Source organism: Mycolicibacterium aichiense (assembly GCF_010726245.1).
Classification (GTDB): Bacteria; Actinomycetota; Actinomycetes; order Mycobacteriales; family Mycobacteriaceae; genus Mycobacterium; species Mycobacterium aichiense.
On sequence record NZ_AP022561.1, the window covers coordinates 3914469 to 3939558 of the forward strand.

General features: G+C 65.0%; 25 protein-coding genes and 1 pseudogene. 9 read left to right on the forward strand and 17 right to left on the reverse strand.

Annotated features, from left to right (window positions below; genetic code table 11):
* Window positions 1-3: 3 nt before the first annotated feature.
* Both G6N32_RS18940 and G6N32_RS18945 read right to left on the reverse strand, forming a co-directional pair.
* Complete coding sequence (locus G6N32_RS18940) at window positions 4-777, reverse strand: enoyl-CoA hydratase/isomerase family protein (RefSeq protein ID WP_115320900.1); 774 nt, start codon at window positions 775-777, stop codon at window positions 4-6.
* The gene (locus tag G6N32_RS18945) at window positions 777-1991 is read right to left on the reverse strand and encodes an acetyl-CoA C-acetyltransferase (protein WP_264028880.1); all 1215 of its coding nucleotides are present in this window, start codon (window positions 1989-1991) and stop codon (window positions 777-779) included. Before G6N32_RS18945 ends, G6N32_RS18940 begins: the two co-directional genes overlap by 1 nt.
* A gap of 162 nt (window positions 1992-2153) precedes the next feature.
* Here G6N32_RS18945 and G6N32_RS18950 point away from each other — a divergent pair, with 162 nt between their 5' ends.
* The gene (locus G6N32_RS18950; protein WP_115320901.1) at window positions 2154-2552 is read left to right on the forward strand and encodes an Rv2576c family protein; all 399 of its coding nucleotides are present in this window, start codon (window positions 2154-2156) and stop codon (window positions 2550-2552) included.
* On the opposite strand, the gene G6N32_RS18955 is transcribed toward G6N32_RS18950, so the two are convergent.
* The gene (locus tag G6N32_RS18955; protein ID WP_115320902.1) at window positions 2468-3154 is read right to left on the reverse strand and encodes a TetR/AcrR family transcriptional regulator; all 687 of its coding nucleotides are present in this window, start codon (window positions 3152-3154) and stop codon (window positions 2468-2470) included. The genes G6N32_RS18950 and G6N32_RS18955 overlap by 85 nt on opposite strands.
* Window positions 3155-3293: 139 nt before the next feature.
* Here G6N32_RS18955 and G6N32_RS18960 point away from each other — a divergent pair, with 139 nt between their 5' ends.
* Complete coding sequence (locus G6N32_RS18960; protein ID WP_115320903.1) at window positions 3294-4571, forward strand: cytochrome P450; 1278 nt, start codon at window positions 3294-3296, stop codon at window positions 4569-4571.
* A 42-nt stretch (window positions 4572-4613) separates the two neighbouring features.
* Here the strand turns inward: G6N32_RS18960 and G6N32_RS18965 are convergent, their stop codons facing one another.
* Window positions 4614-4988 carry a hypothetical protein gene (locus G6N32_RS18965; RefSeq protein WP_410433015.1) on the reverse strand — a complete coding sequence of 125 codons (375 nt, stop codon included), beginning with the start codon at window positions 4986-4988 and terminating at the stop codon, window positions 4614-4616.
* A gap of 194 nt (window positions 4989-5182) precedes the next feature.
* On the opposite strand from G6N32_RS18965, the gene G6N32_RS18970 reads away from it, so the two are divergent.
* The 3 genes from G6N32_RS18970 to G6N32_RS18980 all read left to right on the forward strand — a co-directional run bounded on the left by G6N32_RS18970 (window position 5183) and on the right by G6N32_RS18980 (window position 7016).
* Window positions 5183-5959 carry an Rv1363c family protein gene (locus tag G6N32_RS18970; RefSeq protein WP_115321419.1) on the forward strand — a complete coding sequence of 259 codons (777 nt, stop codon included), beginning with the start codon at window positions 5183-5185 and terminating at the stop codon, window positions 5957-5959.
* A gap of 134 nt (window positions 5960-6093) precedes the next feature.
* Complete coding sequence (locus G6N32_RS18975) at window positions 6094-6555, forward strand: hypothetical protein (protein ID WP_115321421.1); 462 nt, start codon at window positions 6094-6096, stop codon at window positions 6553-6555.
* Window positions 6556-6557: 2 nt separating this feature from the next.
* Entirely contained in the window at window positions 6558-7016 is a 459-nt protein-coding gene (locus tag G6N32_RS18980) for an Rv2576c family protein (RefSeq protein WP_115320905.1), read from the forward strand.
* Window positions 7017-7020: 4 nt separating this feature from the next.
* Here the strand turns inward: G6N32_RS18980 and G6N32_RS18985 are convergent, their stop codons facing one another.
* From G6N32_RS18985 to G6N32_RS19045, 13 genes and pseudogenes are all read right to left on the reverse strand, one after another.
* Entirely contained in the window at window positions 7021-7524 is a 504-nt protein-coding gene (locus G6N32_RS18985; RefSeq protein ID WP_115320906.1) for an Rv2253/PknI dimerization domain-containing protein, read from the reverse strand.
* 12 nt (window positions 7525-7536) lie between these two features.
* On the reverse strand, window positions 7537-9246 hold the full coding sequence (locus tag G6N32_RS18990; protein WP_115320907.1) for an MlaD family protein: 1710 nt from the start codon (window positions 9244-9246) through the stop codon (window positions 7537-7539).
* On the reverse strand, window positions 9246-10598 hold the full coding sequence (locus G6N32_RS18995) for an MCE family protein (RefSeq protein WP_115320908.1): 1353 nt from the start codon (window positions 10596-10598) through the stop codon (window positions 9246-9248). The genes G6N32_RS18990 and G6N32_RS18995 overlap by 1 nt, the downstream gene beginning before the upstream one ends.
* Window positions 10595-12022 carry an MCE family protein gene (locus tag G6N32_RS19000; RefSeq protein WP_115320909.1) on the reverse strand — a complete coding sequence of 476 codons (1428 nt, stop codon included), beginning with the start codon at window positions 12020-12022 and terminating at the stop codon, window positions 10595-10597. The genes G6N32_RS18995 and G6N32_RS19000 overlap by 4 nt, the downstream gene beginning before the upstream one ends.
* Window positions 12022-13104 carry an MCE family protein gene (locus G6N32_RS19005; RefSeq protein WP_115320910.1) on the reverse strand — a complete coding sequence of 361 codons (1083 nt, stop codon included), beginning with the start codon at window positions 13102-13104 and terminating at the stop codon, window positions 12022-12024. Before G6N32_RS19005 ends, G6N32_RS19000 begins: the two co-directional genes overlap by 1 nt.
* On the reverse strand, window positions 13104-14129 hold the full coding sequence (locus G6N32_RS19010) for an MCE family protein (protein WP_115320911.1): 1026 nt from the start codon (window positions 14127-14129) through the stop codon (window positions 13104-13106). Before G6N32_RS19010 ends, G6N32_RS19005 begins: the two co-directional genes overlap by 1 nt.
* Window positions 14126-15403: an MCE family protein gene (locus G6N32_RS19015; RefSeq protein ID WP_115320912.1), complete on the reverse strand. Its 1278-nt coding sequence runs from the start codon at window positions 15401-15403 to the stop codon at window positions 14126-14128. The genes G6N32_RS19010 and G6N32_RS19015 overlap by 4 nt, the downstream gene beginning before the upstream one ends.
* Before the next feature lie 9 nt (window positions 15404-15412).
* Entirely contained in the window at window positions 15413-16261 is an 849-nt protein-coding gene (locus G6N32_RS19020) for an MlaE family ABC transporter permease (protein WP_115320913.1), read from the reverse strand.
* Window positions 16262-17066 (reverse strand): annotated as a pseudogene (locus G6N32_RS19025) (MlaE family ABC transporter permease). It lies immediately after the preceding gene.
* Window positions 17056-18225 carry a thiolase C-terminal domain-containing protein gene (locus G6N32_RS19030; protein ID WP_115320914.1) on the reverse strand — a complete coding sequence of 390 codons (1170 nt, stop codon included), beginning with the start codon at window positions 18223-18225 and terminating at the stop codon, window positions 17056-17058. Before G6N32_RS19030 ends, G6N32_RS19025 begins: the two are co-directional and overlap by 11 nt.
* Window positions 18222-19433, reverse strand: a complete 1212-nt coding sequence (locus G6N32_RS19035) for an OB-fold domain-containing protein (protein WP_115320915.1) — start codon at window positions 19431-19433, stop codon at window positions 18222-18224. Before G6N32_RS19035 ends, G6N32_RS19030 begins: the two co-directional genes overlap by 4 nt.
* A gap of 16 nt (window positions 19434-19449) precedes the next feature.
* Complete coding sequence (locus G6N32_RS19040; protein ID WP_115320916.1) at window positions 19450-20655, reverse strand: CaiB/BaiF CoA transferase family protein; 1206 nt, start codon at window positions 20653-20655, stop codon at window positions 19450-19452.
* Window positions 20652-22154 (reverse strand): aldehyde dehydrogenase family protein, encoded by a 1503-nt coding sequence (locus G6N32_RS19045; protein WP_115320917.1) that lies wholly within the window; start codon window positions 22152-22154, stop codon window positions 20652-20654. Before G6N32_RS19045 ends, G6N32_RS19040 begins: the two co-directional genes overlap by 4 nt.
* A gap of 223 nt (window positions 22155-22377) precedes the next feature.
* On the opposite strand from G6N32_RS19045, the gene G6N32_RS29125 reads away from it, so the two are divergent.
* The 4 genes from G6N32_RS29125 to G6N32_RS19060 are packed head-to-tail and all read left to right on the forward strand — an operon-like array spanning window position 22378 to window position 25070.
* A complete protein-coding gene (locus G6N32_RS29125; protein ID WP_264028650.1) occupies window positions 22378-22512 on the forward strand; it encodes a hypothetical protein in 135 nt (44 codons plus the stop codon).
* Between the two features lie 59 nt (window positions 22513-22571).
* Window positions 22572-23432: a mycofactocin-coupled SDR family oxidoreductase gene (locus G6N32_RS19050; protein ID WP_115320918.1), complete on the forward strand. Its 861-nt coding sequence runs from the start codon at window positions 22572-22574 to the stop codon at window positions 23430-23432.
* A 35-nt stretch (window positions 23433-23467) separates the two neighbouring features.
* The gene (locus G6N32_RS19055) at window positions 23468-23665 is read left to right on the forward strand and encodes a ferredoxin (RefSeq protein WP_115320919.1); all 198 of its coding nucleotides are present in this window, start codon (window positions 23468-23470) and stop codon (window positions 23663-23665) included.
* 40 nt (window positions 23666-23705) lie between these two features.
* Window positions 23706-25070 (forward strand): cytochrome P450, encoded by a 1365-nt coding sequence (locus G6N32_RS19060; RefSeq protein WP_115320920.1) that lies wholly within the window; start codon window positions 23706-23708, stop codon window positions 25068-25070.
* Window positions 25071-25090: the final 20 nt, after the last annotated feature.

The following is a 25090-nucleotide window of genomic DNA, read 5'->3' on the forward strand; positions in this document are numbered from 1 at the left end:
CGATTACGACCAGGTGGATCGGCGGTCGGCCGCGTCATCGGTCGCGTGGCTGAGAACCTGATTGCGGTTCTCCAGCTCCAGCGCCGGGCCCAGCCCCGCGGCGGCGATGTTGACCTGCAGCGCACGCTTTGTCAGCTGAACTCCGAACGGCGCCAGTTCGGCGACCCGACGGGCGATATCCACGGATCGCTCGACCAGCTCCTCGGGCTCCACCAGGTGGCTGACCAGCCCGCGACGGTCCGCTTCCTCAGCAGGCACGGTGCGGCCGGTGAGCATCCAGTCCGCGGCCACCCCCGCCCCGACGATCCGGGGCAGGTGATAGCTCATCCCCATCTCCGCGCCCGACAGTCCGAGCAGGATCGCAGCGTTGCCGAATGTGGCTGCGGTGGAACAGATCCGGATATCGGCGGCCAAGCTCAGCGCCAATCCTGCGCCCACGCACGCTCCGTTGACCGCCGCGATCACCGGTTGCGGCAGGTCGGCGACCGCGCGCACCAGACCCGCCATCGCCTCCTGGAAGCGCAGCCGGTCGATGGCGGGGGCGTTGGCATCGAGCATGCCCGGGCCGAAGTGACGGATGTCGATCCCCGAACAGAAGCCGCGACCGGCACCGGTGATCACCACCGCATGTACCGACTGGTCCCGCCCCGCCGCAGCCACGGTGAGCGCAAGCTCGTCGCGCATGACCTCGTTGATCGCGTTGAGTTGCTTCGGGCGATTGAGCCGGATCAGAAGGACGCCGGGCGCCGGCGTCTCGAGCTCGAGGGTCTCGGTCATCACACCCGCTCGATGACGGTCGCCGTACCCATTCCGCCGCCGGTACACATGGTGACCACGCCGGTGGTGCGGTCGCGACGTTCCAACTCGTCGAGCACTGTGCCGATCAACATGGCCCCGGTTGCCCCGATCGGATGTCCGAGCGCGATCGCTCCGCCGTTGACGTTGACCCGTTCCGGATCCAGGCGCAGATCGCGAATCGTCTTGAGCGGCACTGCGGCGAACGCCTCGTTGATCTCCCAGAGATCGATGTCGCCGATTGTCATTCCGGCCTTGGCCAGAGCGCGCTCGGCCGCCGGGCCGGGTGCGGTGAGCATGATGATCGGCTCGCTGCCAATCGCCGCGGTGGCGCGAATCCGCGCGCGCGGCACCGCACCGTGAGCCCGCGCCCAGTCAGCTGATGACAGCGTCACCACCGCGGCACCGTCGACGACGCCCGAGGAGTTGCCCGCGTGGTGCACGTGGTCGATGCGCGCCACATCGGGGTACCGGCTCAAGCAGATCTCGTCGAAGCTGAGGTTCTCGCCGTCCAGGTTCGCTGCGCCCATGCGTTCAAAGGCGGGCGGCAGCGTGGCCAGCTTTTCCACTGTCGTTCCCGGCCGAGGATGCTCGTCGCGGTCCGCGGCGATCTCGCCATCACCGCCCAGCACCGCGATGATCGACCGGTCGAAGTATCCGCCCGCGATCGCCGCTGCGGCGCGGTCCTGACTGGCGACCGCGAATGCGTCGACGTCCGCTCTGCCGAATCCTTCCACCGAGGCGATCAAATCGGCCGAAATACCCTGCGGCACGGTCGGGTACAGTCGCCGAAACGCCGGATTCGCGCCGTCGATGGTCGGCGTTCCGACACCGACGTTCCACCGTGACATCGACTCCACGCCGCCGGCCACCACCAGATCCTGTTGGCCACCGGCAATCCCGGCGGCCGCCACTGTGACGGCTTGTTGTCCGGACCCACAGAACCGGTTCAACGTCATTCCGGGGACCGTCTGTGGCCAGCCGGCCAGCAGCAGCGACAGTCTGGCGATGTCATCACCGTGCTCCCCCGCCAAGATTCCGTTGCCCGCAATTACGTCGTCCACGGCGGCGGGATCGAAGCCCAGCCGATCGACCGTCGCGGTGAGGCACTGCGCCAACAGATCCTGCGGATGGATGCCGTGCAGCGCGCCGTCCGGGCGACCCCGGCCGCGAGGAGTGCGCACCGCGTCGAGAATGAGCGCGTCTCTGATGGCCGACCCCCTTACTGGGAATGCTGCTTCGCCGAAAGCGAGAATAGAGTTCTCTAAGCGCACTGTCGCATAGAAGGTCCCACCACACAAGAAACCGTGCCCCGGGAGGACTTTCCCATGCCAAACTGAGCCATGCGCTTAGTCCGGATGTGTTCTGCGGTTGCACTGGCTGCGGTGTGCGTCGCCGGTTCGTCGGCTCCCGCCGGCGCCGAGGAGCCGCTGCACCAAGTCACCTACAGCGTGTTCTCCGAGCTGCCGTTCCGGGCTGCCGACATCTACTACCGGGACACCGAACCGGCGAACTGGTCGGACTACAGCCACGACCCCTACGTCTTCAGCCCGAAGGTCGAGGCGGATATCGGCCCCACCAAGAAGTGGGTGCTCAACGTTCAGTTGGCAAACCCCGACGAGTGGGCGATGGTGGCGGCCACCAGCGGGCTATCGCCCACCCCGCCGAACGTTCACTGCGTGCTTGCGGTCGACGGCGTCGTCGTCGCGGAGAACTCCGGCCCCAAGGGCGCGCTCTGCTCGCTGCGCCACTGGTGAGCTGAGTCTTCCACCGACTGCGGCGGACCTTCCATCAGCGTGAGGTAGCGCTCGACCAGTTCCATGGTCTCCGCGTGGCCCGCGGTCACGCCGAGCGCCTCGCCCAGCATCACCACCGTCGACAGGCCGGTCAGCAGGATCGACCACACCACCGGCGGCACTTCGCTGGGCAGCACCCCGTGCCGGTCCAGGGCGGTCACGAACACCTCGCGCTGCTGCTCGCGGAACAGCTCGGCGTATCGCGACATCTCGGTGCGCAGCGCCTTGCGATGATTGGCCAGCGCCGCCATCTCCATGGTCAGACGGCTCGCGTCCGGGTTGATCCCGAATCGCCACAGCGCCCACAAGGGTTGCGGCGAGGCCAGCGCCACCCGGTGGGCTTCCATTCCCTGATCGGCGTAGCGGCGGAAGATCTCCAGGAACAGGTCGTCCATCGTGCGGAAGTAGTAGTGCACGAGTTGCGGCTTCAGTCCCGCTTTCTCGGCGACCCGGCGTGAGGTCACCGCCGCGTAGCCCTCTTCGATCAGCAGCTGTTCAGCGGCGTCCAACAGCACCGCGCGATTCTTCGCGTCGGGCGCACCTATCCGCCGCGCCGATGCCATGTGCCACCTCTGCTCTGTCCACGACCGCCGATCGAACACGCCGATAGTACGTGGGCCTATGGGTTCCGGCCTTGACCACGCACTTTACGCCATGCTAAGCAGGTGCTCAGCAATCAGCCCGCCGGGAGGAACTACACGCATGACCGATTTCGCCACCGTTGACTTCCTCACCGATCAGTCGCTGGTTCCCGACCCCTACCCGTACTACGACTATCTGCGTGAGCAGAGCCCGGTGTTGCGACTTGAGCCGCACGGATTCGTCGCCGTCACCGGCTACGAAGAAGCCCTTGAGGTCTACAAGAATGCCGATGCCTTCTCCAACATCGTGGCTCTCGGCGGCCCGTTCCCGCCCCTGCCGTTCACCCCGGAGGGCGACGACCTCAACGCGCAGATCGACGCGCACCGCCAACAGTTCCCCATGTACGAGCACATGGTGACGATGGACCCGCCCGACCACACCAAGGCGCGTTCACTGCTCAGCCGCTTGCTGACGCCCAAGCGCCTCAAGGAGAACGAGGACTTCATGTGGCGGCTGGCCGATCGCCAGCTCGACGAGTTCCTCTCGCTGGGTTGCAGCGAGTTCCTTGCCGAGTACGCAAAACCGTTCTCGCTGTTGGTAATTGCGGACCTGCTCGGCGTCCCCGAAGAGGACCACAAGGAATTCCGCACGGTGCTCGGCGCCGATCGGCCGGGCGCCCGGGTCGGAAACCTCGACCAGGAGACGATGGTCCTCAACCCGCTGGAGTTCCTCGACGAGAAGTTCTGCGCCTACCTCGAAGACCGTCGCCGCAACCCCCGCGGGGATGTCCTGACGGACCTGGCGAGCGCGACGTACCCGGACGGATCGATCCCGGAGGTCATCGACGTGGCCCGCACCGCGACGTTCCTGTTCGCCGCCGGGCAGGAGACCACCGCCAAGCTTCTGTCGGCGGCGATCAAGGCTCTGGTGGAGCGGCCCGACCTGCAGCAGGCGCTGCGCAAGGACCGCAGTTTGATCCCGACCTTCGTCGAGGAGTCACTGCGCCTGGAAAGCCCGGTCAAGAGTGACTCCCGGCTGGCCCGCCGGAGCACGACGCTCGGCGGCATGAACATCAAGGCCGGCACCGTCGTCATGGTGTTGCCCGGTGCGGCCAACCGAGATCCGCGGCGGTTCACCGACCCCCACGAATTCCAGGTCCGCAGGCCCAACGTCCGCGAGCACATCGCGTTCGGCCGCGGTGCCCACTCCTGCCCCGGCGCACCGCTGGCGCGGGTGGAGGGACGGGTCTCGCTGGAACGCATGCTGGACCGGATGGGCGAGATCACCATCGACGAGGAGTTCCACGGCTCGGCCGAGAACCGTCGATACAACTACGAGCCGACATACATCCTGCGCGGGCTGGCCGACATCCACGTCCGGTTCACCGGCAGAGGCTGACGTTGTCGGGGCGGCGCCCAGCCGTCGCCCCGCACGGGTGACTCAGGCGTCGCCCTGCACCCAGCGGGTCCGCCCGCCGGCCGCGACGCAGGTCAAAAACATCCCGTCGGGAGCCTGCGCGACGGAGTTCTCATAGCCCACACAGTCGGTGTTCAGATTCTTGACGCCCACCATCGGCGGCGACCGGAAATACCGCGGTTCGTAGCGCCGCGGTGAGCCGCAGAAGATCAACCGGCCCCAGTTGTTACGGGTGTCGACGCCGAACACGTAATACGTCGTATTGCTGCACGGGGCACCGAGTTCGACACCCGGCGTGATACCCGGGGTGCAGAACGCGTCATTGCATTCGTTGGCGTTGATCGGCGGCCCGTCGGGATCCGCGGACGCCGACGCCGGCATCAGCATTCCAGCCGCCATGAGTCCAGCAACAACTGCCACGGTCGATCGCACCCGAACACTCTCGCATATTCGGTAACCGAATTCTCCGGCTCAGAAAAGAAACCGGGAAGAAAAACCCGCCTCCCACAGACCGGGTTAGCCGCTGTGTAATGCTGGGCGGCAGTGCTAGCGTCGCGCGTCGCCATGCGACCGCGATGGACGAGGAGGGTCCCATGCCGCCGGGCAACCGTGAATCCGAAGCTCCCGACCCCGACGACCTGAACTCCGCCGAGGCGGCGGAGGCTGCGGCGGCGGCGGCGGAGGCTCGGGCCGAGGCAGCCCGGGCCCGCGCAAACGAATTGCGCCGCAAGCTGGCCGAGTCTCGCGACGAGGCGCCGGCAGTCCCGGAGACCGGGACCGATCCCGAGAACGCCGAAGTCGACACCACCGAGGGCACCGAACCTGCCCCTGCCGGGGACATCGAATCGCCTGCCGCGCCGGACAACAAGCGCCGACGGCGCCTGCCCGTCGGTAAGACCATCGCCGCCGCGGTGGCCATTCTTGCGATCATCGGCTTGCTCGGCGGCACCGGATGGATGGTGTGGAAACACCAGGACGCCGAGGCACAGCGGCATCGCACAGCCGAGTTCTCGGCCGCAGCGCGGCAAGGCGTGGTGAACCTGATGTCGATGGACTTCAATCAGGCCAAAGAGAGCGTGCAGCGGGTAATCGACGACTCGACGGGCAAGTTCAAAGCCAATTTCCAAGACGGCGCCGACGATCTGATCAAGGCGATGCAGCAATCGAAGGTCGTCACCAAGGTCACCGTCAACGACACCGCCGTCGAGTCGATGGACAAGGATTCGGCCACCGTCCTGGTCGCGGCCACCTCGCAGCGCACCGGGCCGGATGCCCCCAAGGAGGACCAGCAGCCACGGGTGTGGCGGGTCGTGGTCAGCCTGCAGCGGGATGGCGACCAGCTGAAGGTGTCGGACGTCGAATTCGCCTGACCGGCGAACAGAACCACCAAACCCTTTCTCCGGGAAGGCGGAAGATAGTATTCTCCGATGACGAGAATGCCAATCTCGCGGCGTGCGATATCCGGGGCTTCGCACCGTGCGCACCGAACGTGGAGGAAGCCAGCGTGAAATCCCTTGTGATCACCACAGTCGTGGTGGCGGCAACGGTGGCACTCGCACCGCCGGCATCCGCTGAGATGAACCTCGGCAATTACGAGCTGATCATGCCCGACCGCAGGGACTTTCATACCTGGGTCTGGTCGGCGCTGACGCCATGCAAAGCACCGGACACATATGACAACCTCCCCAATTGCATCCACATCCTCACGCTGCCGCGGCCGATCGCCAAGGCCGTCCAGAGTGCCGGCGACGCGCCGCTCGTCAACGGCCAGTACACCTTCACCATCGACGACCCGTTCGGCCTGCGGTGTGGTGACATCTACTACGGCCCAACCATTCCCACCCACGACGTGTACACCTGGGACGCGAACACCCTTGCCGGTTCGATGGTCTCGACATTCGATGCCGGGTGCGACGGCGCCGCGGGCGGCAGCTTCACCTACCCGTTCAGTCTGAACCGGATGTGACCATGAGACTGTCTTCGAAGTTGTCCGGCACTGCCCTTGTCGTCCTCTGCGCCGCAATGGGTTTCGCGACGCCAGCGGTGGCCGACGAACCGCTACCCGGTGGCGATCCGGCTCCTCCCCCGCCACCGCCCGCGTACAACGTGCGCTACACCGTGACCTCCGACAAACCCGTCATCGCAGAGATCTATTACCGCGACACCGATCCGCCGACATTCTCGGACTACAGCCACGACCCGTATGTCTTCAGCCCCAATGTCGAAGCGACCGTCGGGCCGAACAAGCCGTGGGTTCTCGAGGCCACACTGACCGACCCGATCCAGTGGAGCATGGTCGTCGTCCAGGCCACGGGCGCAATTCCCAAGGCCGCAGCCGGTTTCAACTGCACCCTGGAGATCAACGGCCAGGTCGTGAAGCGCGACAGCGGGCCCAAGGGCGCGCTGTGCTCGCTGAAGAACTGGTAGTGGCCTACGCCGGTTTCATGTAGAACGGCATATGGATCACCGGCGGCTGATTGCGACCGCACGACCCGCTCGGTCCGATAACCCGATTCTCGCCGGTGTATTCCGTTGCTGCCAGGTCGAAGTGGCCGTCGGAGCCAACCGGATAGAGTTTGTACTCCTGGAAACCCTCGATTGCCGCTCCGTCGGCACAGAACCGCCAGTTCGGAATAGTGCGCTTGACGTAGTACAGACCATCGGTGGTGAAGATGGGGGCAGTCCAGCCCGCGTCACTGTGCACGGTTCCGGTGCACTCCGTGGGTGAAATGCACTGGGTGGAGATCGTCCAGGTTTGACGCTCGGACGGCTGGTCCTGATAACGGTCGTTGACCTTCGCCCACTCGCCGTTTGACGATGTCAGGAAAGTGCCGTTGATACCCCAATTCTGTTCTGCCGCAGCGGGCGCCGCGCTATAGATGGCAGCGAGGACGGCCACCGCGCCGATGGCGGTCGGTACCCGAGATACAGGCATTGTCATCCCCTTTCAGCTCTGCAGCATGTCCTGCCACGTCGTCGCCGGCTTGGCCAGGTTCGTCTGGCGGTAGAGCGTGCCGTCGCTGCCCATGTACTGACCGGTACGCGGATCGTACTTGGCGACCTGCAAGGCGGGCGCCTTATGGCCGGCTGGACTGAACGAACTCGGAGTCACCTGCGGAACATCAGATTCCGGCGGCGGTGGCGGCTGCAGGTCGGGCGGCAGCATGTTCTCCGGTCCCGGCAGGTTGATCGGCGCGGGGCCGATATCGCCCTGCGGGCCGGGTGGTGTCACCGGCGGGGTTTCGTAGATCGGCTGACCGGGCAACAGCGGACCCGGTCCGGTGCCCGCGAAGTTCGGTGGTGGCGAGTCGATCGGCGGGGCACCGGGCGGCGGCGCACTCACCCCCGGCGGCAGCGGCGTGCCCTGCAGCGGCCCATAGATGTTGGAATCCGGTAGCACTCGGCTGTCCACCGGAATGCCCTGGGCTATCAGGTTCGGGTCGATCGGATAGGGACCGGTCACATGTTGCCGCTGAGCCAACGGCTGAAAACCTTTGGGGTCGTTGCACAGCTCGACTGTCGGCGCCCGCTTACCCGGATGTTCAATGCACGGATAGTTGCGCGCACCGCGAACCGCGACCGGCGAGTCCTGCGGCAGTTTGCAGTACAAATCATCGGGTGTGTCGATGACCGAGGTATCGGCCGGGTTGCGCCACGACGACGGCGGCATGAACCCGACCGTGCACGCCGCGGGATCGCCGAGGCCCAAGGCGAAGTCACCGTTCGGCAGGCCCGCGGGACTGTTGCTTGGTAGGTAGGTTTGGATCTGGGCGACGAACGGAGGAACGAGCACCAGCAGCTGCTCGATGGACTTGTTGTACGTCAGGAAGATCTGACCGAATGTCGTCATGTTCGCCAAGAGCAACGGCAGCGTCGGCTTGATCTGCTCGAGCAGCCGTGAGGTCTCCTGCGCGAAGCCGGGACCGTCACGCAGGATCGACCGGAACTGCGGGTCATTGTCGGCCACCTGCTCGGTGATACCGGCCAGGCTCTGCGCCCAGGTTCGGATCGAGTCGGTGGTCATTTCCTGCGCCCCGATGAACGGGCGGGCGTCGTCGATCAAAGCCCTGGTGTTGTCGGCGATCCCGTTGACGTCGCGGGTGATTGTCGCTCCCGAGTCGAGGAGTGAACCGAAGTCATAGCCGGTGCCGTTGAACGCCTGGTAGGTCTCACCGAGCAGTTGGCTGAGCTTGTCCTTGGGGATGGTGTCCATCAGCTTGCTCACCTGGTCGAGCATCGGGCCCACCGATTGTGGGATCGACGTGCTGCCGACCGGAATGACGGAACCGTCTTGCAGATACGGCGCTTTGTCATTGCGAGGCAACAATTCCACGTACTGCTCACCCACCGCCGACATGCTGCGTACCTCGGCCTTGAGGTCGGCTGGGATCTTCGGTGAGGTATCCAGCGACAGCGTCGCCTGGGCGCCGGTATCGGTGAGCTCGACCGAGGTCACCTTGCCGACCTGCAGGCCCCGATACGTCACATTGCTGAACTGGTACAGACCGCCGGTAGCGGGCAAGTCGAGCGTGACCGTGATCCTGCCCAATCCCAGCAGGGTGGGCAACTGGACGTAGGCGAACATCATGATGGCCACGCCGACGATCGAGGCGATCGTGAAGATGATCAGCTGGGTGCGTACGAACCGTGTGAGCATCAGCCGCCCCCTCCCGTCGACGCCGCCGGCGGTGTGTTGGCCGGCGGATTTGCCGGGGCCCCATAGGGTCCGGCGAAAATCGGTTGCACTCCCGTGGCGGCCAGTTGCTCCTGGGTGTAGATCTGCGTCCCCGGGGGCCCGGTCGGCGACGGTGGCACAAGAGGCAGGATCGGGCCCGCGGCGGCGATCGCCGCCGGCGGCGGTGTCACCGGCGGATTGTCGTCCAAGCCATCAGGTGGCGGGGGCGCAACTCCCGTCTTGAGCGGGTCATAGGTGTAGTTGAGATATGCCGGATCGCCGGGCGCGGGAACGAGCTGTGCGCTGGCGTCTCCCCACCTCGTCCCGAGCATCAGCGTGCGCTTCAACCGCGGGATGGTCAGGTCGATGGTGGCGAACAGGTTGTAGTAGTCACCTCGGATAGCGCGGTCCATGAAGCTCTGGGTGAACGGGAAGTGGATCGCATACTCGAGCAACGCGTCCAGGTCTGGCCCCACGTCGGCGAACGCCTTGATCGCCGGTTCCAGGTTTTTCAGGTTGGCCACCAGGTCGGCCTGCGACTCGTTGACCAGTCGGTTCGCCGTGTCGCTGAAGGTACCGAGCTTCTGCAAAGCCGTTGTGAGCGTTGGCCTTTCCTTGATGAGTACATCAATGGCCGGCGGAATCTTCTGCAGCGCCCGACTCAGATCGTCACGCTGCCCGGCAAACGTCGATGCCATCCGATTGAGTGACTGAATCACCGAGACGATGTTGTCGCGCTGGCCGTCCAGCGTTCCTACGAACGTGTCCAGTCGGGTGATCAAGTCGCGGAACGCAGCCTCGTTGCCGGTGACAGCAGTGCTGAAGTTGTGGATGACATCGCCGATCTGGCCCAGCCCGCCGCCGTTGACCACAGCCGCCAGCGAGGCCAGTGTCTGCTCGGTGGTCGGATAGGTCGAGGATGCATTCAGCGAGATAGTCGCGCCCGGATTGAGCTTCCCGCTCGGCCCTTGGCCGATCGGAGTGTTCAACGACAGGTGCATGGAACCGAGCAGGCTGGTCTGGCCGACGCTGACCACAGCGTTCGCCGGCACGACAACATCGGGCTTGACCGAGAATTCGACGTCGGCGTGCCAGTTCTTGACCGTTAGCTTCCGCACGCTACCGACGACGACGTCGTTCATCATGACCGGCGAGTTCGGTTCCAGGGTCGCAATATTCGCGACCTCGGCGTGATAGACGTCGGCATCGGACCCGCGGCCCACGGCGCCGGGCAGTGGCAGCGAGTTGACGCCCTGGAACGCACACGCACTGGTGGCCAGCGCAACGCAGGACCCGGTGATCACAGCCCGCTGCAGGGCTTTTCCGCTGATCATGGTGTCCCTCCTGCTTCCGCGGCCATCGGGGGACCTGGTGCCGGACCGGGCGACGCGCCAGCCGGGTTCAACATGCCGGGCAACGACGAGATCACCGAAGGCGGTATCGCCGGAGATCCACCCGGCAGCAACTGCGCCGCACCCGGCGGTGCCTCACCTGGTGCGCGGCCGGTGAACGGCGCAGGTCCCGGCGTAACACCCTCGTACGCCGAATGGTAGGGCGGCAGCGGCGGAACATCGGGCGTCGGGCCGCCGGCGCCCGGTGCCAGATTCGGCTGTGAATACACGATCTCGTCGGGAGCGGCGGCGGGCATCAGATACGGATCGATACCGATCGGCAGGTAATTGAAGTTCAGCAGGCGAAGGGCCGGACCGAGGTATTGGCTGCACAGCTTCGCCGTTTCCGGGGCTGTCGTGTTCTCGATGGCTCCGATTGCCCCGCAGACGAATTCCGTCGGGTTGGAGAAGTTGTTCAACACGAACTGTCCCACTGCGCTTCCCGACGACGGGTTGTAGATGTTGTATGCGTTGGTCAACGCGTTCGGCGCGATATGCAGGATGTTCTCGATCTCCATCTTGTTGTCCAGCAGGTTCGTGGTGACATTCGAAAGCCGCTGAAGTTGTTCCGATGTCTGATCACGACTGCCCGCGACGAACCGCTGGATGTCCACGATCGCCACCGACAGGTTCTTCAGAGCGGCGTCGAGGTCCGAGCGGTTGCCGTCTATCACGCTGGTCAACGTCGCCAGCCGGTTCTGGAACATGACCACCTGCTCGTTGCTGTCGCGCAAGGTCGTGACGAAGGTCTGCAGGTTCTTGATGATGTCGACGATGTTGCCGCTGCCGCCGGCCAGGACGCGGGAGACTCCGGCCAGCTCGGTGATGGTCTGGCGCAGCTTGTCACCGTTGCCGTCGAGTGCGTTGGCGGCGCTGTCGATGAAGCGTGACACCGACGTACCGGAGACGCCGCTTTGCGGTCCGAGGTCGGTGGCCAGCCGCATGAGCTGTGCCTTCACTTCATCCCACTCCACCGGGATTGCCGTGCGGTCCAGCGGGATAACCGCATCGTCGGCCATCTTCGGGCCGACGTTGTTCCGGTAGGCCGGCGTCAACTGCACGTAGCGGGCGGCGACCAGGTTCTGCGCCACGATCACCGCCTTGGCGTCGGCGGGAATCGGGACGTCGCGGTTGACGTCGAGTACCAGCTTGGTCTGGGTGCCCTGCGGTTCGATCGCCTTGATGGTGCCGACCTTGACACCCGAAACCCGGACGTCGTCACCGGGGTAGATGCCGGTCGCGGTGGTGAAAATGGCGTTGACCGTCTTGGGGCCGAAGAAGATGTTCCGCACGAGAACCGCCGCACCCACCACCAGCAGCCCGGCCAGCAGAACCGACAGCACCTTCACCCAACGTCTGCGCATCATCAGCGGGACCCTCCCGGAATACCGTTGTACGGCAGCGGCAATTCGGCGCGCGGCCCCGCGTTGTCCGGCGGCTGGCCTGCGTTGACGCCACGGCGGAAGCCGAACGCATAGTCCATGAACGGCTGAAGCAACTGTGCGGGCTGCAGGTTCGGCACATACGCGTTGTAGTACGGGCCGTTGGCCAGCGTCTCGCCCTCGGACAGGATGAACTTCTTCACACTCGGCAGCATCTTGCCGATGTTGTCTTTGTTCTTCTCCAGCATTGCGACCACTGAATTCAGCCGCTGCAACGTCGGCGCCAGCTTGTCCTCGTTGTCGTGCACCAGACCGGTCAGCTGCGCCGACACCGCGGCGGTGTTGGCCAGTAGGTCGACGATCGCCTCACGCCGGTCGTTGAGCACGGCCAGCAGGTCATTGGCGTTGAGGATCAACGTATTCAGCTGCTGGCTGCGCTGCCCCAACACTGTGGTGACGTCGGCGGCGCTCTTGAACAGACCGGCCAGGTTCTCGTTTCGACTGTTGAGCGATCGCGACAACCTGCTCAGGCCGTCGAAGGTCGGTCCCAGTTTCGGTGCGAGTTGGTCGATCGTCGCCGACAGGGTGTCGAGCGACTGGTTCAGCGACGCAGTGTCGGTGCCGGCCGTGTTACTGGTCAGATCACTGACGGCCTCGGTGAGAGAGTAGGGCGACGACGTGCGGGTCGTCGGGATCACGTCGCCGGAGCGAAGAGTGCCGCTGCCTGCCGATTCCAGCGTGAGCACTCGCTCGCCGAGAAGCGAGCCGGTGCGGATGTGCGCCGCGGTCTGCGAGCCCAGCGCGTACTTGCCCGCCGTCGTGAAGGTGACCAGCGCATCGCCGTTGTCCAGTGCAACGTCGGTGACCGAACCGATCTTGATGCCGGACAGCGTCACGTCGTTGCCGACGGTGATCCCACCGGCCTCGGTGAATAGCGCCTGATGACGCACCGAAGTGGCCAGCTGCACCAAACGCTCGGGCTGCAACCCGACAGCGATCACCAGCATGATCAGGACCGCGCCGAGAAAGCCGGCGCGCCAAAGGTTTGAAGCTCGGTATTTCAGCATTAGGGCTCCGAACACCTACCGGATTCTTGTTTGATCATCGGGAAGACCCCGGTCCGTCCTTGCAGATCAGTCACCCGGATGGACAACCCGCAGATGTAGTACATGATCCAGCTGCCATAAGCCCCAAGTCGGGCCAGTTTGCGGTAGGTCTCCGGACCGCGCTGCAGACCCCGATCGAGCACTATCTTGTGGTCGTCCAGCAGCGGTGCCAGACGATTGAGTTGCTCGACATCACCTTTCAACGGCTCGCGGGCCTGGTCGAGAAGGCTGGTCAGCGAGGCAGTTCCGTTGTCCAGCTGCGTAATCGCCGTCCCGATGGGCTCGCGGTCCTGGGACAAACCGGAGATCAGCTTCTCGAGCTTGTCGATGGCGCCGGAGAACTTGTCGCCGTCCTTGGCCAGTGTGTCGACGACGACCTTGAGGTTGTCGATGAGCTGCTCGACGGTTTGGCTGTTGTCGGCCAGCGCATTCGAGAATGACGTGGTCTTACTCAACAGCGAATCGAGAGTGTCACCCTGCCCTTGCAGGATGTTGATCAGCGATGCGGTGAGGGCATTGACATCCTGCGGGTTGAGCCCCTGAATCACCGGCCGCAGCCCACCGAGCAACAGGTCGAGATCCAGCGCGCTCTGAGTTCGGTCCTTGGGTATTCGGGAGCCTGCCGGCAGCACCCGGGTCGAGCCGGGTCCATCGACGAGTTCCAGGTACCGATCGCCGGTCAGGTTCAAATACCGCACTGCCGCTTGGGTTCCCGTCGTCAACACGATGTCGCGGTCGGCATCGAAGGTGACCAGGACATTCTTGTCTGCCAGCAGGTCGACACTGTCGACGGTGCCCACCCGAACACCGGCGACGCGGACCGTGTCTCCCTCCTTCAAGCGGGAGGCGTCACCGAACACAGCCGAATATCCGTTGGTGGAGCCGCTGCGGTAGTTGCTGAATGTCAGGAACAGGAACGCGGTCAGGACCACCATCACGACGGCGAACACGCCGAACTTGACCAATGTGCTTGTGGTGCGCATCATCCGGGTTGTCCGATCTGTGCGGTGTTGCGCGGCGGTCCGTCCAGCGGGCCGAACAACAGCTGCTTGAGACCATCGGAGTTCAGCACGATGCCCTGGTTGCCGTACTGCCACGGGTTGGCACCGGTGTCGGTCACCAGGTACTTGGACTTGTTGCCGAAACCGATGTTCGGCAAGCCCATGCACTGCGGACCGCCGGTGGCCGCGACCTTCGGCAGGTTGGACGGATAGCGGTATCGCTCGATGCCCAATGTGAAAGCAACGTTGACGATCACGCCAGGATCCATAGCAGGCGGCTGCAAACGGGCGACGTTCATGCCCTCGAGCGTGCAGTTGATCGCCGGTGCATATTCGTTGAACAAGGCTGTCGTGGGCGCCAGCAAGTGAAGCACCTTGCTCAGCGCCAGCTGATTGGTGCCGAGTACCTCGTTGCCCTGATCGGCCAGGCCGATCATGTTGACCAGGAAGGTATCCAAGTTCTGTTGCTCGTCGACGATGCTCTGGCTGATCTTGTTGGTGTTCTGCACCGTCCGGACCAGATCCGGTGCGGCGTCAGCGTAGGCGGCCGCCACCGGTGCGGTCAGTTCGATGTCCTTGGCCATATTCGGCAGGCTGGGCTCCAGCCTGGCCAGCAGGCTGTCGAAATCGGCAACGGTCTGTCCGAATTGCTCACCGCGCCCCGCGAACGCCTTCGACAATGCACCCAGCGTTGCATTGAGCTGGGTCGGGTCGATCTTGTTCAAGACCTGGTTCAGCTGTTGGAACACGGTGTTGATCTCGACCGTGACGTGCTGGCCCTGCAGAACCTGTCCTGCGTACATGGGTTTCGGCGAGGGATCGGTCGGGGGTTCGAAGTTGACGTACTTGGCGCCGAAGACCGTCGTCGAGGCGATGTCGGCGACCACGTTGGACGGGATCTTGCGCAGCTGCGCGGGATCCATCGCCAGCCGCAGTTCGGCAGTGCCGTCGGGCCGGGTTTGGATCGACTCGACCTTGCCGACCTGCACACCGCGCATCTTCACCCTGGCGTCCGGATTCATCACCAGGCCGGCACGGTCCGAGATCACGGTCACCGGAACAGTTTTGGTGAAGTCGCCACGGAACAGGCCGACCGCGACCGCGACGATCGCCGCCACGACGACCACTGTGGACAGGCCGGCCACTGGTCGCGCCCACCCGGTCGCGCCGAAGCTTGCGCCTGTTCGGGCCGCCACCGGTGCGGCGGCGGTTTCGGTTTCCGACCGGTCGGCCGGACCCGGACCGAGATTTCGTGTCACGTCATCTCCCTATCCGGACAGGTTGAAGTTGCCGTTGGAGCCGTAGATGGCCAGGGATATGAGCAGGGTGACCGAGACGACGACGATCAGGGAGGTGCGTACCGCGTTGCCGACCGCGACGCCGACCCCGGAGGGTCCGCCGGTGGCGAAGTAGCCGAAGTAGGTGTGGATCAACAGGATCGTGATGGCCATCAAGATCGCCTGCAGGAACGACCAGAGCAGGTCGATCGGGTTCAAGAACGTGTTGAAGTAGTGGTCATAGAGGCCGCCGGACTGGCCGAACAACACCACGGTGGTGAACTGGGAGGCCACAAACGACAGGATCACCGCGATCGAGTACAGCGGGGTGATCGCCACCATGCCCGCCACAATCCGGGTGGACACCAAATATTCGACCGGGGGGATGCCCATCGATTCCAGGGCGTCGATCTCCTCGTTGATCCGCATCGCCCCCAACTGGGCGGTCACCCCCGCCCCGAAGGTGGCGGCCAGGCCGATCCCGGCCACCACCGGGGCGCTGATGCGCACGTTGATGAACGCGGCCAAAAAGCCGGTGAGTGCTTCGATACCGATATTGCCCAGCGAGGAATAGCCCTGCACCGCCAACGTCCCACCGGCGGCCAACGTCAAGAACCCGACGATCACCACGGTGCCACCGATCATCGCCAACGTGCCCGCACCCATCGAGATCTCGGCGATCAACCGGATGATCTCTTTACGGAAATGCAACGCCGCGTGCGGGGTGCCCGCGATCGCCCGACCATAGAAGATCGTGTGATCCCCGATCCGCCCGATCGTGCCCAACGGGCGGCGCACCTGCCGGGCGATCCGCGGATACAAAGCCTGTAACGACGCCATCTACCGGGCGCTCATCCGGATACCGATGGCCGTGACCACCACGTTCACCACGAACAACGCCATAAACGCGTACACCACCGTCTCATTGACCGCATTACCCACCGCCTTGGCGCCACCCCCGGTGATCGTCAACCCCGATAACAGGCCACCAACCCGCGATCAACCCGAACAACGCCGCCTTGACACACGAGATGATCACCTCCGGCACCCCGGTCAACAACGTGATCCCCGCCGCGAACGCCCCCGGATTCACATCCTGAACGAACACCGAGAACACATAACCACCCAAAATCCCGATGATCACCACCAACGAATTCAACAGAAGCGCAACCAAACCCGAAGCCAACATCCGCGGCGTCACCAACCGCTGCACCGGGTTGATCCCCAGCACCTCCATCGCGTCGATCTCCTCACGAATCGTGCGCGACCCCAAATCCGCACACATCGCCGTCGCCCCAGCACCCGCAACGATCAACACCGTCACCAACGGACCCACCTGAGTCACCGCACCAAAGGCCGCCCCCGCCCCCGACAGATCAGCAGCACCCAACTCCCGCAACAAAATATTCAGCGTGAAAGACACCAACACCGTGAACGGAATCGCCACCAACAACGTCGGCGCCAACGACACCCGCGCCACAAACCACGCCTGCTCCAAAAACTCCCGCCACTGAAACGGCTTCCGAAACACAAACCGCACAGCATCAGCCGACATCGCAAACAAGCCACCAATAGCCTGCATCGGACCCGACAGCCCATTCAGAGCGATGCCCGGCGACCAACGCTCGGCCCCCTTACCCGCCATGGCCACCCGGTCCTTCCAAGATTGTCACCGCAGCGACTGCTGTCGGACCACCGATGTTGTGAGCCAAACCGATTCGGGCGCCATCCACCTGATTGCCGGCTTCCCCGCGCAACTGGTCGAAGAGTTCCACGCACTGGGCCACTCCGGTGGCACCCGGAGGATGGCCCTTGGACTTCAGGCCGCCGCTGGGATTCACCGGCAAAGCTCCACCCACACAAGTCACCTCGGCCTCCATTAACTTGTAGGCCTCTGCGGGTTCGGCGAAGCCGAGATCTTCATAGCTGATCAATTCGATGCCGGTGAAGAAATCGTGAACTTCCGCCACATCGATATCCGAGGGCGTCAAATTTGCCATTCTAAAAGCCCTTTTCGCCGCACGGGTTGTCGCCGGGAACGTCGTCATATCCGCTTTGTGCTGATGCATCACGGAATCCAAACCCAGCCCCACCCCGCGGATCCACACCGGCCGGTCGGTGAAACGGTCCACCACATCCTCGGCTGCTAACAAAAGCGCTGCGGCGCCGTCACTTTGAGGCGCGCAGTCGTAGACGCCGAACGGTGTGACCACCATCGGCGCGGCGAGAACCTCATCGATGGTGACCTCGAAGCGGAGCCGCGCCTTTGGATTTGACAGGCCGTGCCGGTGATTCTTGACCGCCACCATCGCCATGTGTTCACGCGTGGCCGGAGTTTCGTGCAAATAGCGCGCAACATGGAGAGCAAACCCCGCGGGCGCGACCAATCCCAGCGGATAGTCCCACGCCATGTCGCGGGCCATCGCCTCCCACTCCCACAGCAGTTGCTTGGAAGCGGTCTCCCGCAATTTGTCCGCACCCATCACCAGCGCGACATCGGCCGCACCGGAGGCGATGCCGTAGAGGGCATTGCGGACCGCGTCGTTGCCGGTCGCACAGGAGTTCTCGATCCGGGTCACCGGCAGGTCGGGCAGTCCGAGCGAATCGGCAAGTATCCCCGCCGGGAAACCGTCGGCCGTTCCCATCGCACCGAACCAGGCGGCGTCGATCTCAGACTTGTTGACGCCCTTGTCAACCCGGGCGGCACACTCGGCGAACGCCATCGGGAGCAGGTCCTTCAGCCCGAGGGCGAAGTGCTCGCCGAACGCCGTCATCCCGGCGCCGACGATGGCGACACGTCTCATGCCGCACCCCATGACCGGACCGACGGTGTCCGCGGGGTCGCGGGCGCGTACGGCTCGAACGCGTACCCGTAGTCGGGCACACCCGATCGCACGGCGACCCGGCGCAGCGTCAGCCGACCACGATCTCCGATGCGCACGGTCCCGGCCTCGAATCCGGTGACTTTGACCAGTGCGCGCACACCGACACCGTCGAGCTCGACGATCACCAACGAGTAGGGCGTTCGCAGACCCGGTACCGGAATGTGAACGGTGACTTCGGTGTAGACGCTTCCCACCCGGGGCAGCGGCACCAGTTCGTAGTCGGTGGCCAGCCGGCCGGCATCGTCGAGACGGTAGCGGGGCGGGAAGTCCAGTTCCTCGCTGCCGCTGTGGCGGCCGGCCTCCCACCGCACCTTGGCTTCGAACGCCCGCTCATAGGCGGCCAGTGAGATCGGGATGTCGGGTCCGGCGACAGCCCTGGTCTGCGGTCGCGGTTGCGCCGTCGGCTCGCGCCGGTAGACGGCAGCACCGCCGCCGGCCACCGTCACGCCGGACAGGCTGGCCTGTTCCACGGCAACCAACGGGCCGTTGACATTCGACTCGGCCAGCGCCGCCAAGGCGAACAGCCCTGCGCTGGCACCCGCGGTCGGCACGACAGGTGGCTCGCCGCCGCACAGTTCGATCGCGCGATCATGGTCGACGCCGGCCAGCGCGACCGGAGTGTCGAGCCAGGCCGCTGCCAGCGAGGCGACCAGCCCGCGCTCGTGGAGTAGCCGCGGGTCGCCATAGTCGTGCACCACCCCGTCGGCATTGCGGGTGCGGACCGGCAGACTGCGGGCCACCCGCGCGGCGGTACGAACCTGCAAGCCGTCCTCGCCGGTCAGGATCGCCGCTGCCCCAGCCGGATCCAAGTCGGAGCCGATGACCAGCGTGCGCGGCCGAGCCGAGCTGACCGCGTCGAGCGTGGCCGGGGCGCCGCCGAGCCGCTCGTCGACCTCGAGCTCAGGATCCAGACCGAGACCGGCCAGCAGCACCGCGGCGTTACTGCTCTCCACCAGGGGCAGGTCCCGGCTGACGAGCACCACCCGCTCGACGGCGCCGCCCTCGGACAGCGCCGCCCGGCCCGCTTCAACAGCAAGTGTGATGGCGTCCTCATCATCGCCGGCAATGCGATGTGTGTCACACCCCCATGAGGGTAGATAGGTGCCAATGGCGACGATGTGGGGCATGGATCTCCGGCGCGACCTAGGTGACCGCGCCAGCGGTCTTGAGTTCGATGATGCGGTCCCAGTCCAGGCCGATCTCGGCGAGGATCTCGTCGGTCTGCTCGGCGAATCCCGGCGCCGGGCCGCTGCGCGGAGCGGCGACGTCGAACTGCACCGGATTGGCGACCAGCTCCAATTCCCCGGCCTTCACCAGGTATTCGTTGGCCCGCACCTGGGCATCGGCCGCGGCCTGCAGGGTGTCCTGCACCGGCGCCCACGGACCGGCCAGCGTGGCGAACCGCGTCGACCATTCCGACAGGGTCCGAGTGGCCATCGCTTTGCCCAGGATCTCAACGGCATCAGCGGTGTTGGCGGCGATCTGCTCGGCGCCGCCGAACCTCGGATCGTCGATGTACTCCGCGATATCCATGTGGCGGCACACGTCCGCCCAGAACTTGGTCGGCTGCATCATCACAAACGAGATGTAGCGGCCGTCGGCGGTCTCGTAGAGGCCCACCAGCGGATTGATCGGTGAGCCGTGAACGCCCGGCACGGGTGCCACCAGCTGCTCACCGAGATGCTGAGTCAACGCGATGGTGTGGCCCATCGCCCAGAGGCCGCTGCCGAGCAGCGACACGTCGACCACCGAGGCTTCGCCGGTGCGTTCGCGCTTGAACAACGCCGCCGCGATTCCGCCTGCGAGGTTGGTGCCGGAGATGGTGTCACCGTAGGCCGGTCCGGGCGGGGCGATCATGCCCTCGGTTCCCGGCGGTGTGATCGTCGCCGCCGTGCCTGCCCGGCACCAGAACGCGGTCATGTCATAACCGCCCTTTTCCGACTCCTGGCCACGCGGCCCGAAGGCGCTGCCGCGCGCGTAGATGATGTTCGGGTTGACCGCACGGATGTCGTCGACGTCGATGCCGAACTTGGCGCGGTGCCCGGGCAGGAAGCTGGTCAGGAACACGTCGGACCGGCGGGCGAGTTCGTAGAGAACCTCTTTGCCCTCTGGGACCGACATGTCCAGTCCGATGCTGCGCTTGCCCCGATTGGCGTGCTCCACATTGGGATTCGGATCACCCTCGACCCGCAGCGAGCCGGTCTGCCGCAAGCCGCGTTGCGGATCACCGGTGACCGCGTGCTCGACCTTGATGACTTCGGCGCCCCACTCCCCCAACACCGCACCGCACGACGGCACGAAGCCGTACATCGCCACCTCGAGGATGCGGACCCCGTCGAGCGGCCTCACGACACCACCGCCGCGAGCGTCTTGCGCTCGAGGAATTCCTCCAGGCCGGCCACACCCATCTCGCGGCCGACACCGGACTGCTTGTAACCGCCGAACGGACTGTCCGGGCCAAAGTAGTTGCCGCCGTTGATGCCCATCGTGCCGGTGCGAATCCGTCGGGCGATCGCCAGCGCGCGGTCCTGGCCACCGAACACTCCGCCGGACAGCCCGTAGATGGAGTTGTTGGCGATCCGCACCGCATCGTCGTCGTCGTCGTAGGCGAGGACCGCCAGGACCGGTCCGAAGATCTCCTCCTGCGCGAGCTCGCTGTCGGGATCGACTCCGGTGATCAGCGTGGGCTCATAGAAGAAGCCCGGGCCGTCGACCTTTTTCCCGCCGATGACCACGGTCGCGCCGGCCGCCACCGCGCGCTGGACCATGGCGTCGACCTTCTCGCGCTGGGTGTCGTTGATGAGCGGTCCCATGTAGGTGGCCGGGTCGGCCGGGTCGCCGTAGCGGACCATGCCCATGAAATTCTTTACCAGCTCGACGATCTCGTCGTGGTGCGCGCGGGGAACCAGCAGCCGCGTCGTAATCGCGCAGCCCTGGCCCGCGTGCGAGCAGATCATGAACGCCGCCATCATGGCGCAGTTCGTGAAGTCGGCATCGTCGAGCACCACCATGGCCGACTTGCCGCCGAGCTCCAGGAAGACCTTCTTGATGGTGTCGCTGGCCGCTGCCATGATCTTGCGTCCGGTCGCCGTCGACCCGGTGAAGGTCACGACGTCGACGTCGCGGCTGGTGGTCAGTGCGGCACCGACCGCGGGGTCGGTGGAGCTGATCACGTTGATGACGCCGGCAGGGATGTCGGTGTATTTGGCGATCACCTCACCAAGAGCGAGCGTGGTGAGCGGGGTGTCCGGCGCGGCCTTGAGGACGACCGTGCAGCCGGCCGCCAACGACGGACCCAGCTTGGCCAGCGCAAGCTGGTTCGGATAGTTGTAGGCGATGATGGCGGCCACCACACCGGCGGCTTCCTTCTCGACCCAGCGGTGGTGGCGTTGCCCCCGGCTCTCGATCTCGCCGAGGTCTTCGGACATCGAATACGTCTTCAGCAGGTTCGCGTAGTAGCCGACGATCCGGATCGGGTCATCGAGCTGGGCGCTCTCGGTCAACGCCTTGGTGGCACCCACCTCGGCGATCGTCAGCGCACGCAGTTCGTCGCTGTGCTCGACGAGCGCTGTGTGCAACTGCTCGAGGCACCGGATGCGCAGCTCGACGTTGGTGGACCAGTCGGTGGCGTCGAAGGCCGTTCGGGCCGCGGCGATCGCACGCTCGGCGTCGGCGACGTCCGCGTTGGGCGCGTAGCCCACCACGTCTCCGGTGGCCGGATTGATCGACGGATAGGAGTGCTGCGCATCGACGAGTTGGCCGTCGATCAGCATGTGCCGCTCGGACACGTGGCCCTGCCCCGCTTGCTCGCCGCTCGCGATGGTGGCCGTCGTGTCCTGGGCCGACATCAGCAACTCCTCCAGTCGTCGGATAACTCGGTTCTCATCTCCGGCGAATCATACATTCAGAGCGAGAGAACTCAAGCCGCGTTCACCGAACACGTCACATCCATGACGCACCCCTCTGGATGTCGTCCGGCGGCGCATCTCCGCAGTTAGACACATTGCGCGGATGTGTCTTGCGAAATAGATCACACCGAGAGTAGCGTTCTCATATCAGAAAGGGCGATTCTTGAGCTACGAGATCCGCTGGATCGGCGACCCACCCAAAGTGCGGCGGAGATCGTTGGTGACGACGGCCTTGGCCATCGGCGGCCTGTCGGGCCGCACGTTGTTCCGGCGATTCCTCGACATCGCGCACACCTGAGCACCGGCACCACAAGACTTTTCAACACAACACGACAGCAGTCAGAGAGAGGAATACCCGTGGGACGAGTCCAGGGCAGAGTCGCCTTCATCACCGGTGCCGCGCGCGGGCAGGGCCGCAGCCATGCCCTGCGGCTGGCCGAGGAAGGCGCCGACATCATCGCTGTCGACTTGTGCAAGGACATCGACACCATCGGCTACAAGATGGCGACCCCCGAGGATCTCGAGGAGACCGCCGAACTGGTCAAGAAGACCGGGCGCGGCATCGTCACCGCGCAGGCCGACGTCCGGGAAGCCGCCGAACTCAAGGCCGCCCTCGACCAGGGGCTCGCCGAGTTCGGCAAGGTCGACATCGTCGTCGCCCAGGCGGGCATCGCCGGGATGAAAGGGCAGCCCCCACTGCAGGCGTGGTGCGATGTCATCAACACCAACCTGATCGGAACCATCAATGCGATCCAGGTGGCACTTCCCCATCTGGAGGCAGGTGCCTCGATCATCGCGACCGGCTCCACCGCGGCGCTGATGGACGCACACCAGAAGGACAACCCCGGCGCGGACCCAGGCGGGATGTCGTACATGGTCGCCAAACGCCTGCTGTCCAACTATGTCCATGACCTCGCCACCGAGCTCGCCGTGCGCGGTATCCGGGCCAACGTCGTTCACCCGACCAACTGCAACACCGACATGCTGCAGAGCGACCCCATGTATCGCTCGTTCCGGCCGGATCTCGAAAACCCGACCCGCGCCGACGCTGAGCCGGTGTTCGGCATCCAGCAGGCAATGAAGGTCAACTTCGTCGAGCCGCTGGACATCAGCAACGCGGTGCTGTGGCTGGCGTCGGACGAGGCTCGCTACGTCACCGGTATGCAGCTGCGCGTAGATGCCGGCGGCTACCTCAAGTGGTACGACTACCACGTCTGAACCCCGGAACTACCAGAAGATTTGAGAGGGAATTCGTGAAGGTTCGGGTCGACCAGGACCGGTGCCAGGGGCACACGCTGTGCGCCATGATCGCTCCAGACATGTTCGAGCTCAGCGATATCGACGGCAGCTCGTCGCCGGTGACCGAAGAGGTTCCGGCCGATCAGATCGAGCTCGTGCGCGAAGCCGCGCAGTCCTGTCCGGAACAGGCAATCCTCATCGAAGAGGACTGACCCCCAGTCTTGCCAGCCAAATATCAAGGGAGACAATGCCTTGAGTATCGATGACGTCACCGACGACACCGAACGAAAGCAGCCGACCTATCACTTCGATCGGCACACGCCGGAATATCGGCAGCAGTTCGAGAAGATCACCGAGGAGATGCAGTCCCGCTGCCCGATGGCGTGGACCGATGTTTACGACGGTCACTGGGTGGCCGCCGGCAGCAAAGAGGTCTTCGAGCTCGCGCGCTGTCCGGTGGTTTCCAACCACCACGACCTCACCGGTGAAACACCCTACAAAGGCATCACCATCCCAAAGGCTCAGCGGGCCACGGTGGTTCGCGGCGGCATCTTGGAAATGGACGAGCCCGAGCACAGCTCCTACCGCGGGGCACTGAACCCGTACCTGTCCCCCGCCGCGGTGAAGCGCTGGGTGCCGTTCGTCGACGAGATCGTACGAGCGTCGCTCGACGAGAAGATCGAGACCGGGCACATCGACTTCGTCGATGACCTCGCCAACATCGTGCCCGCGGTGCTCACCCTCGCGATGATGGGGATCGAGCTGCAGAAGTGGCCGGTGTACAGCGAGCCCGCCCACCTGTCGGTTTCCACCCCGGAACACTCGCCGGACGCCGCGCGTGTCGCCGAGATGAACCGGCAGATGGGCCTCGACATGGTCACCACCATGATGGAGGTCCGCGAGAATCCGCGGCCCGGTCTGGTGAACGCACTGCTGCAACTGCGGATCGACGGCGAGCCGGCCCCCGATCTGGAGATCCTGGGCAACCTCGGGCTGATCATCGGCGGGGGCTTCGATACCACCACCGCTCTCACCGCCCACTCACTGGAATGGCTGAGCGAGCATCCCGCCGAGCGGGACCGGCTCAGCCGCGAGCGGGACGCGCTGCTGGACTCCGCCACCGAGGAGTTCCTGCGCTACTACACCCCCGCACCCGGTGATGGCCGCACGTTCGCCGGGGACGTGGAGGTCGAGGGCCACCGCTTCAAAGAGGGTGAGCGGCTGTGGCTGTCGTGGGCGATGGCCAACCGGGATCCCTCGGTATTCGACAAGCCCAATGAGGTTGTGCTAGACCGAAAAGGTAACCGCCACTTCAGCTTCGGTATCGGTGTGCACCGATGCGTCGGGTCGAACGTGGCTCGGACGGTGTTCAAGTCGATGGTCACCGCCGTGCTCGACCGCATGCCGGACTACGTCTGCGATCAGGAGGGAACCGTGCACTACGAGACGATCGGCGTCATCCAGGGCATGAAACACCTGCCTGCCGATTTCACTCCCGGACCGCGTCTCGGTCCCGGGCTGGACGAGACGCTGGCCAACCTGCAGCGGATCTGCGAGGAGCAGGGTCTGGCCCGCCCCATCACCGAGCGCAAAGAGGCCGCCGTCATCGATTGGTGAACGGTTGAACCAACGACTGT

Bases quoted from the DNA above. Each gene is read 5' to 3' on its own strand.
- G6N32_RS18940 (WP_115320900.1), bottom strand. From the start codon at position 777: ATGACCGAGACCCTCGAGCTCGAGACGCCGGCGCCCGGCGTCCTTCTG.
- G6N32_RS18950 (WP_115320901.1), top strand. From the start codon at position 2,154: ATGTGTTCTGCGGTTGCACTGGCTGCGGTGTGCGTCGCCGGTTCGTCG.
- G6N32_RS18955 (WP_115320902.1), bottom strand. From the start codon at position 3,154: ATGGCATCGGCGCGGCGGATAGGTGCGCCCGACGCGAAGAATCGCGCG.
- G6N32_RS18960 (WP_115320903.1), top strand. From the start codon at position 3,294: ATGACCGATTTCGCCACCGTTGACTTCCTCACCGATCAGTCGCTGGTT.
- G6N32_RS18965 (WP_410433015.1), bottom strand. From the start codon at position 4,988: ATGGCGGCTGGAATGCTGATGCCGGCGTCGGCGTCCGCGGATCCCGAC.
- G6N32_RS18970 (WP_115321419.1), top strand. From the start codon at position 5,183: ATGCCGCCGGGCAACCGTGAATCCGAAGCTCCCGACCCCGACGACCTG.
- G6N32_RS18980 (WP_115320905.1), top strand. From the start codon at position 6,558: ATGAGACTGTCTTCGAAGTTGTCCGGCACTGCCCTTGTCGTCCTCTGC.
- G6N32_RS18985 (WP_115320906.1), bottom strand. From the start codon at position 7,524: ATGCCTGTATCTCGGGTACCGACCGCCATCGGCGCGGTGGCCGTCCTC.
- G6N32_RS18990 (WP_115320907.1), bottom strand. From the start codon at position 9,246: ATGCTCACACGGTTCGTACGCACCCAGCTGATCATCTTCACGATCGCC.
- G6N32_RS18995 (WP_115320908.1), bottom strand. From the start codon at position 10,598: ATGATCAGCGGAAAAGCCCTGCAGCGGGCTGTGATCACCGGGTCCTGC.
- G6N32_RS19000 (WP_115320909.1), bottom strand. From the start codon at position 12,022: ATGATGCGCAGACGTTGGGTGAAGGTGCTGTCGGTTCTGCTGGCCGGG.
- G6N32_RS19005 (WP_115320910.1), bottom strand. From the start codon at position 13,104: ATGCTGAAATACCGAGCTTCAAACCTTTGGCGCGCCGGCTTTCTCGGC.
- G6N32_RS19010 (WP_115320911.1), bottom strand. From the start codon at position 14,129: ATGATGCGCACCACAAGCACATTGGTCAAGTTCGGCGTGTTCGCCGTC.
- G6N32_RS19020 (WP_115320913.1), bottom strand. From the start codon at position 16,261: ATGGCGTCGTTACAGGCTTTGTATCCGCGGATCGCCCGGCAGGTGCGC.
- G6N32_RS19030 (WP_115320914.1), bottom strand. From the start codon at position 18,225: ATGAGACGTGTCGCCATCGTCGGCGCCGGGATGACGGCGTTCGGCGAG.
- G6N32_RS19035 (WP_115320915.1), bottom strand. From the start codon at position 19,433: ATGCCCCACATCGTCGCCATTGGCACCTATCTACCCTCATGGGGGTGT.
- G6N32_RS19045 (WP_115320917.1), bottom strand. From the start codon at position 22,154: ATGTCGGCCCAGGACACGACGGCCACCATCGCGAGCGGCGAGCAAGCG.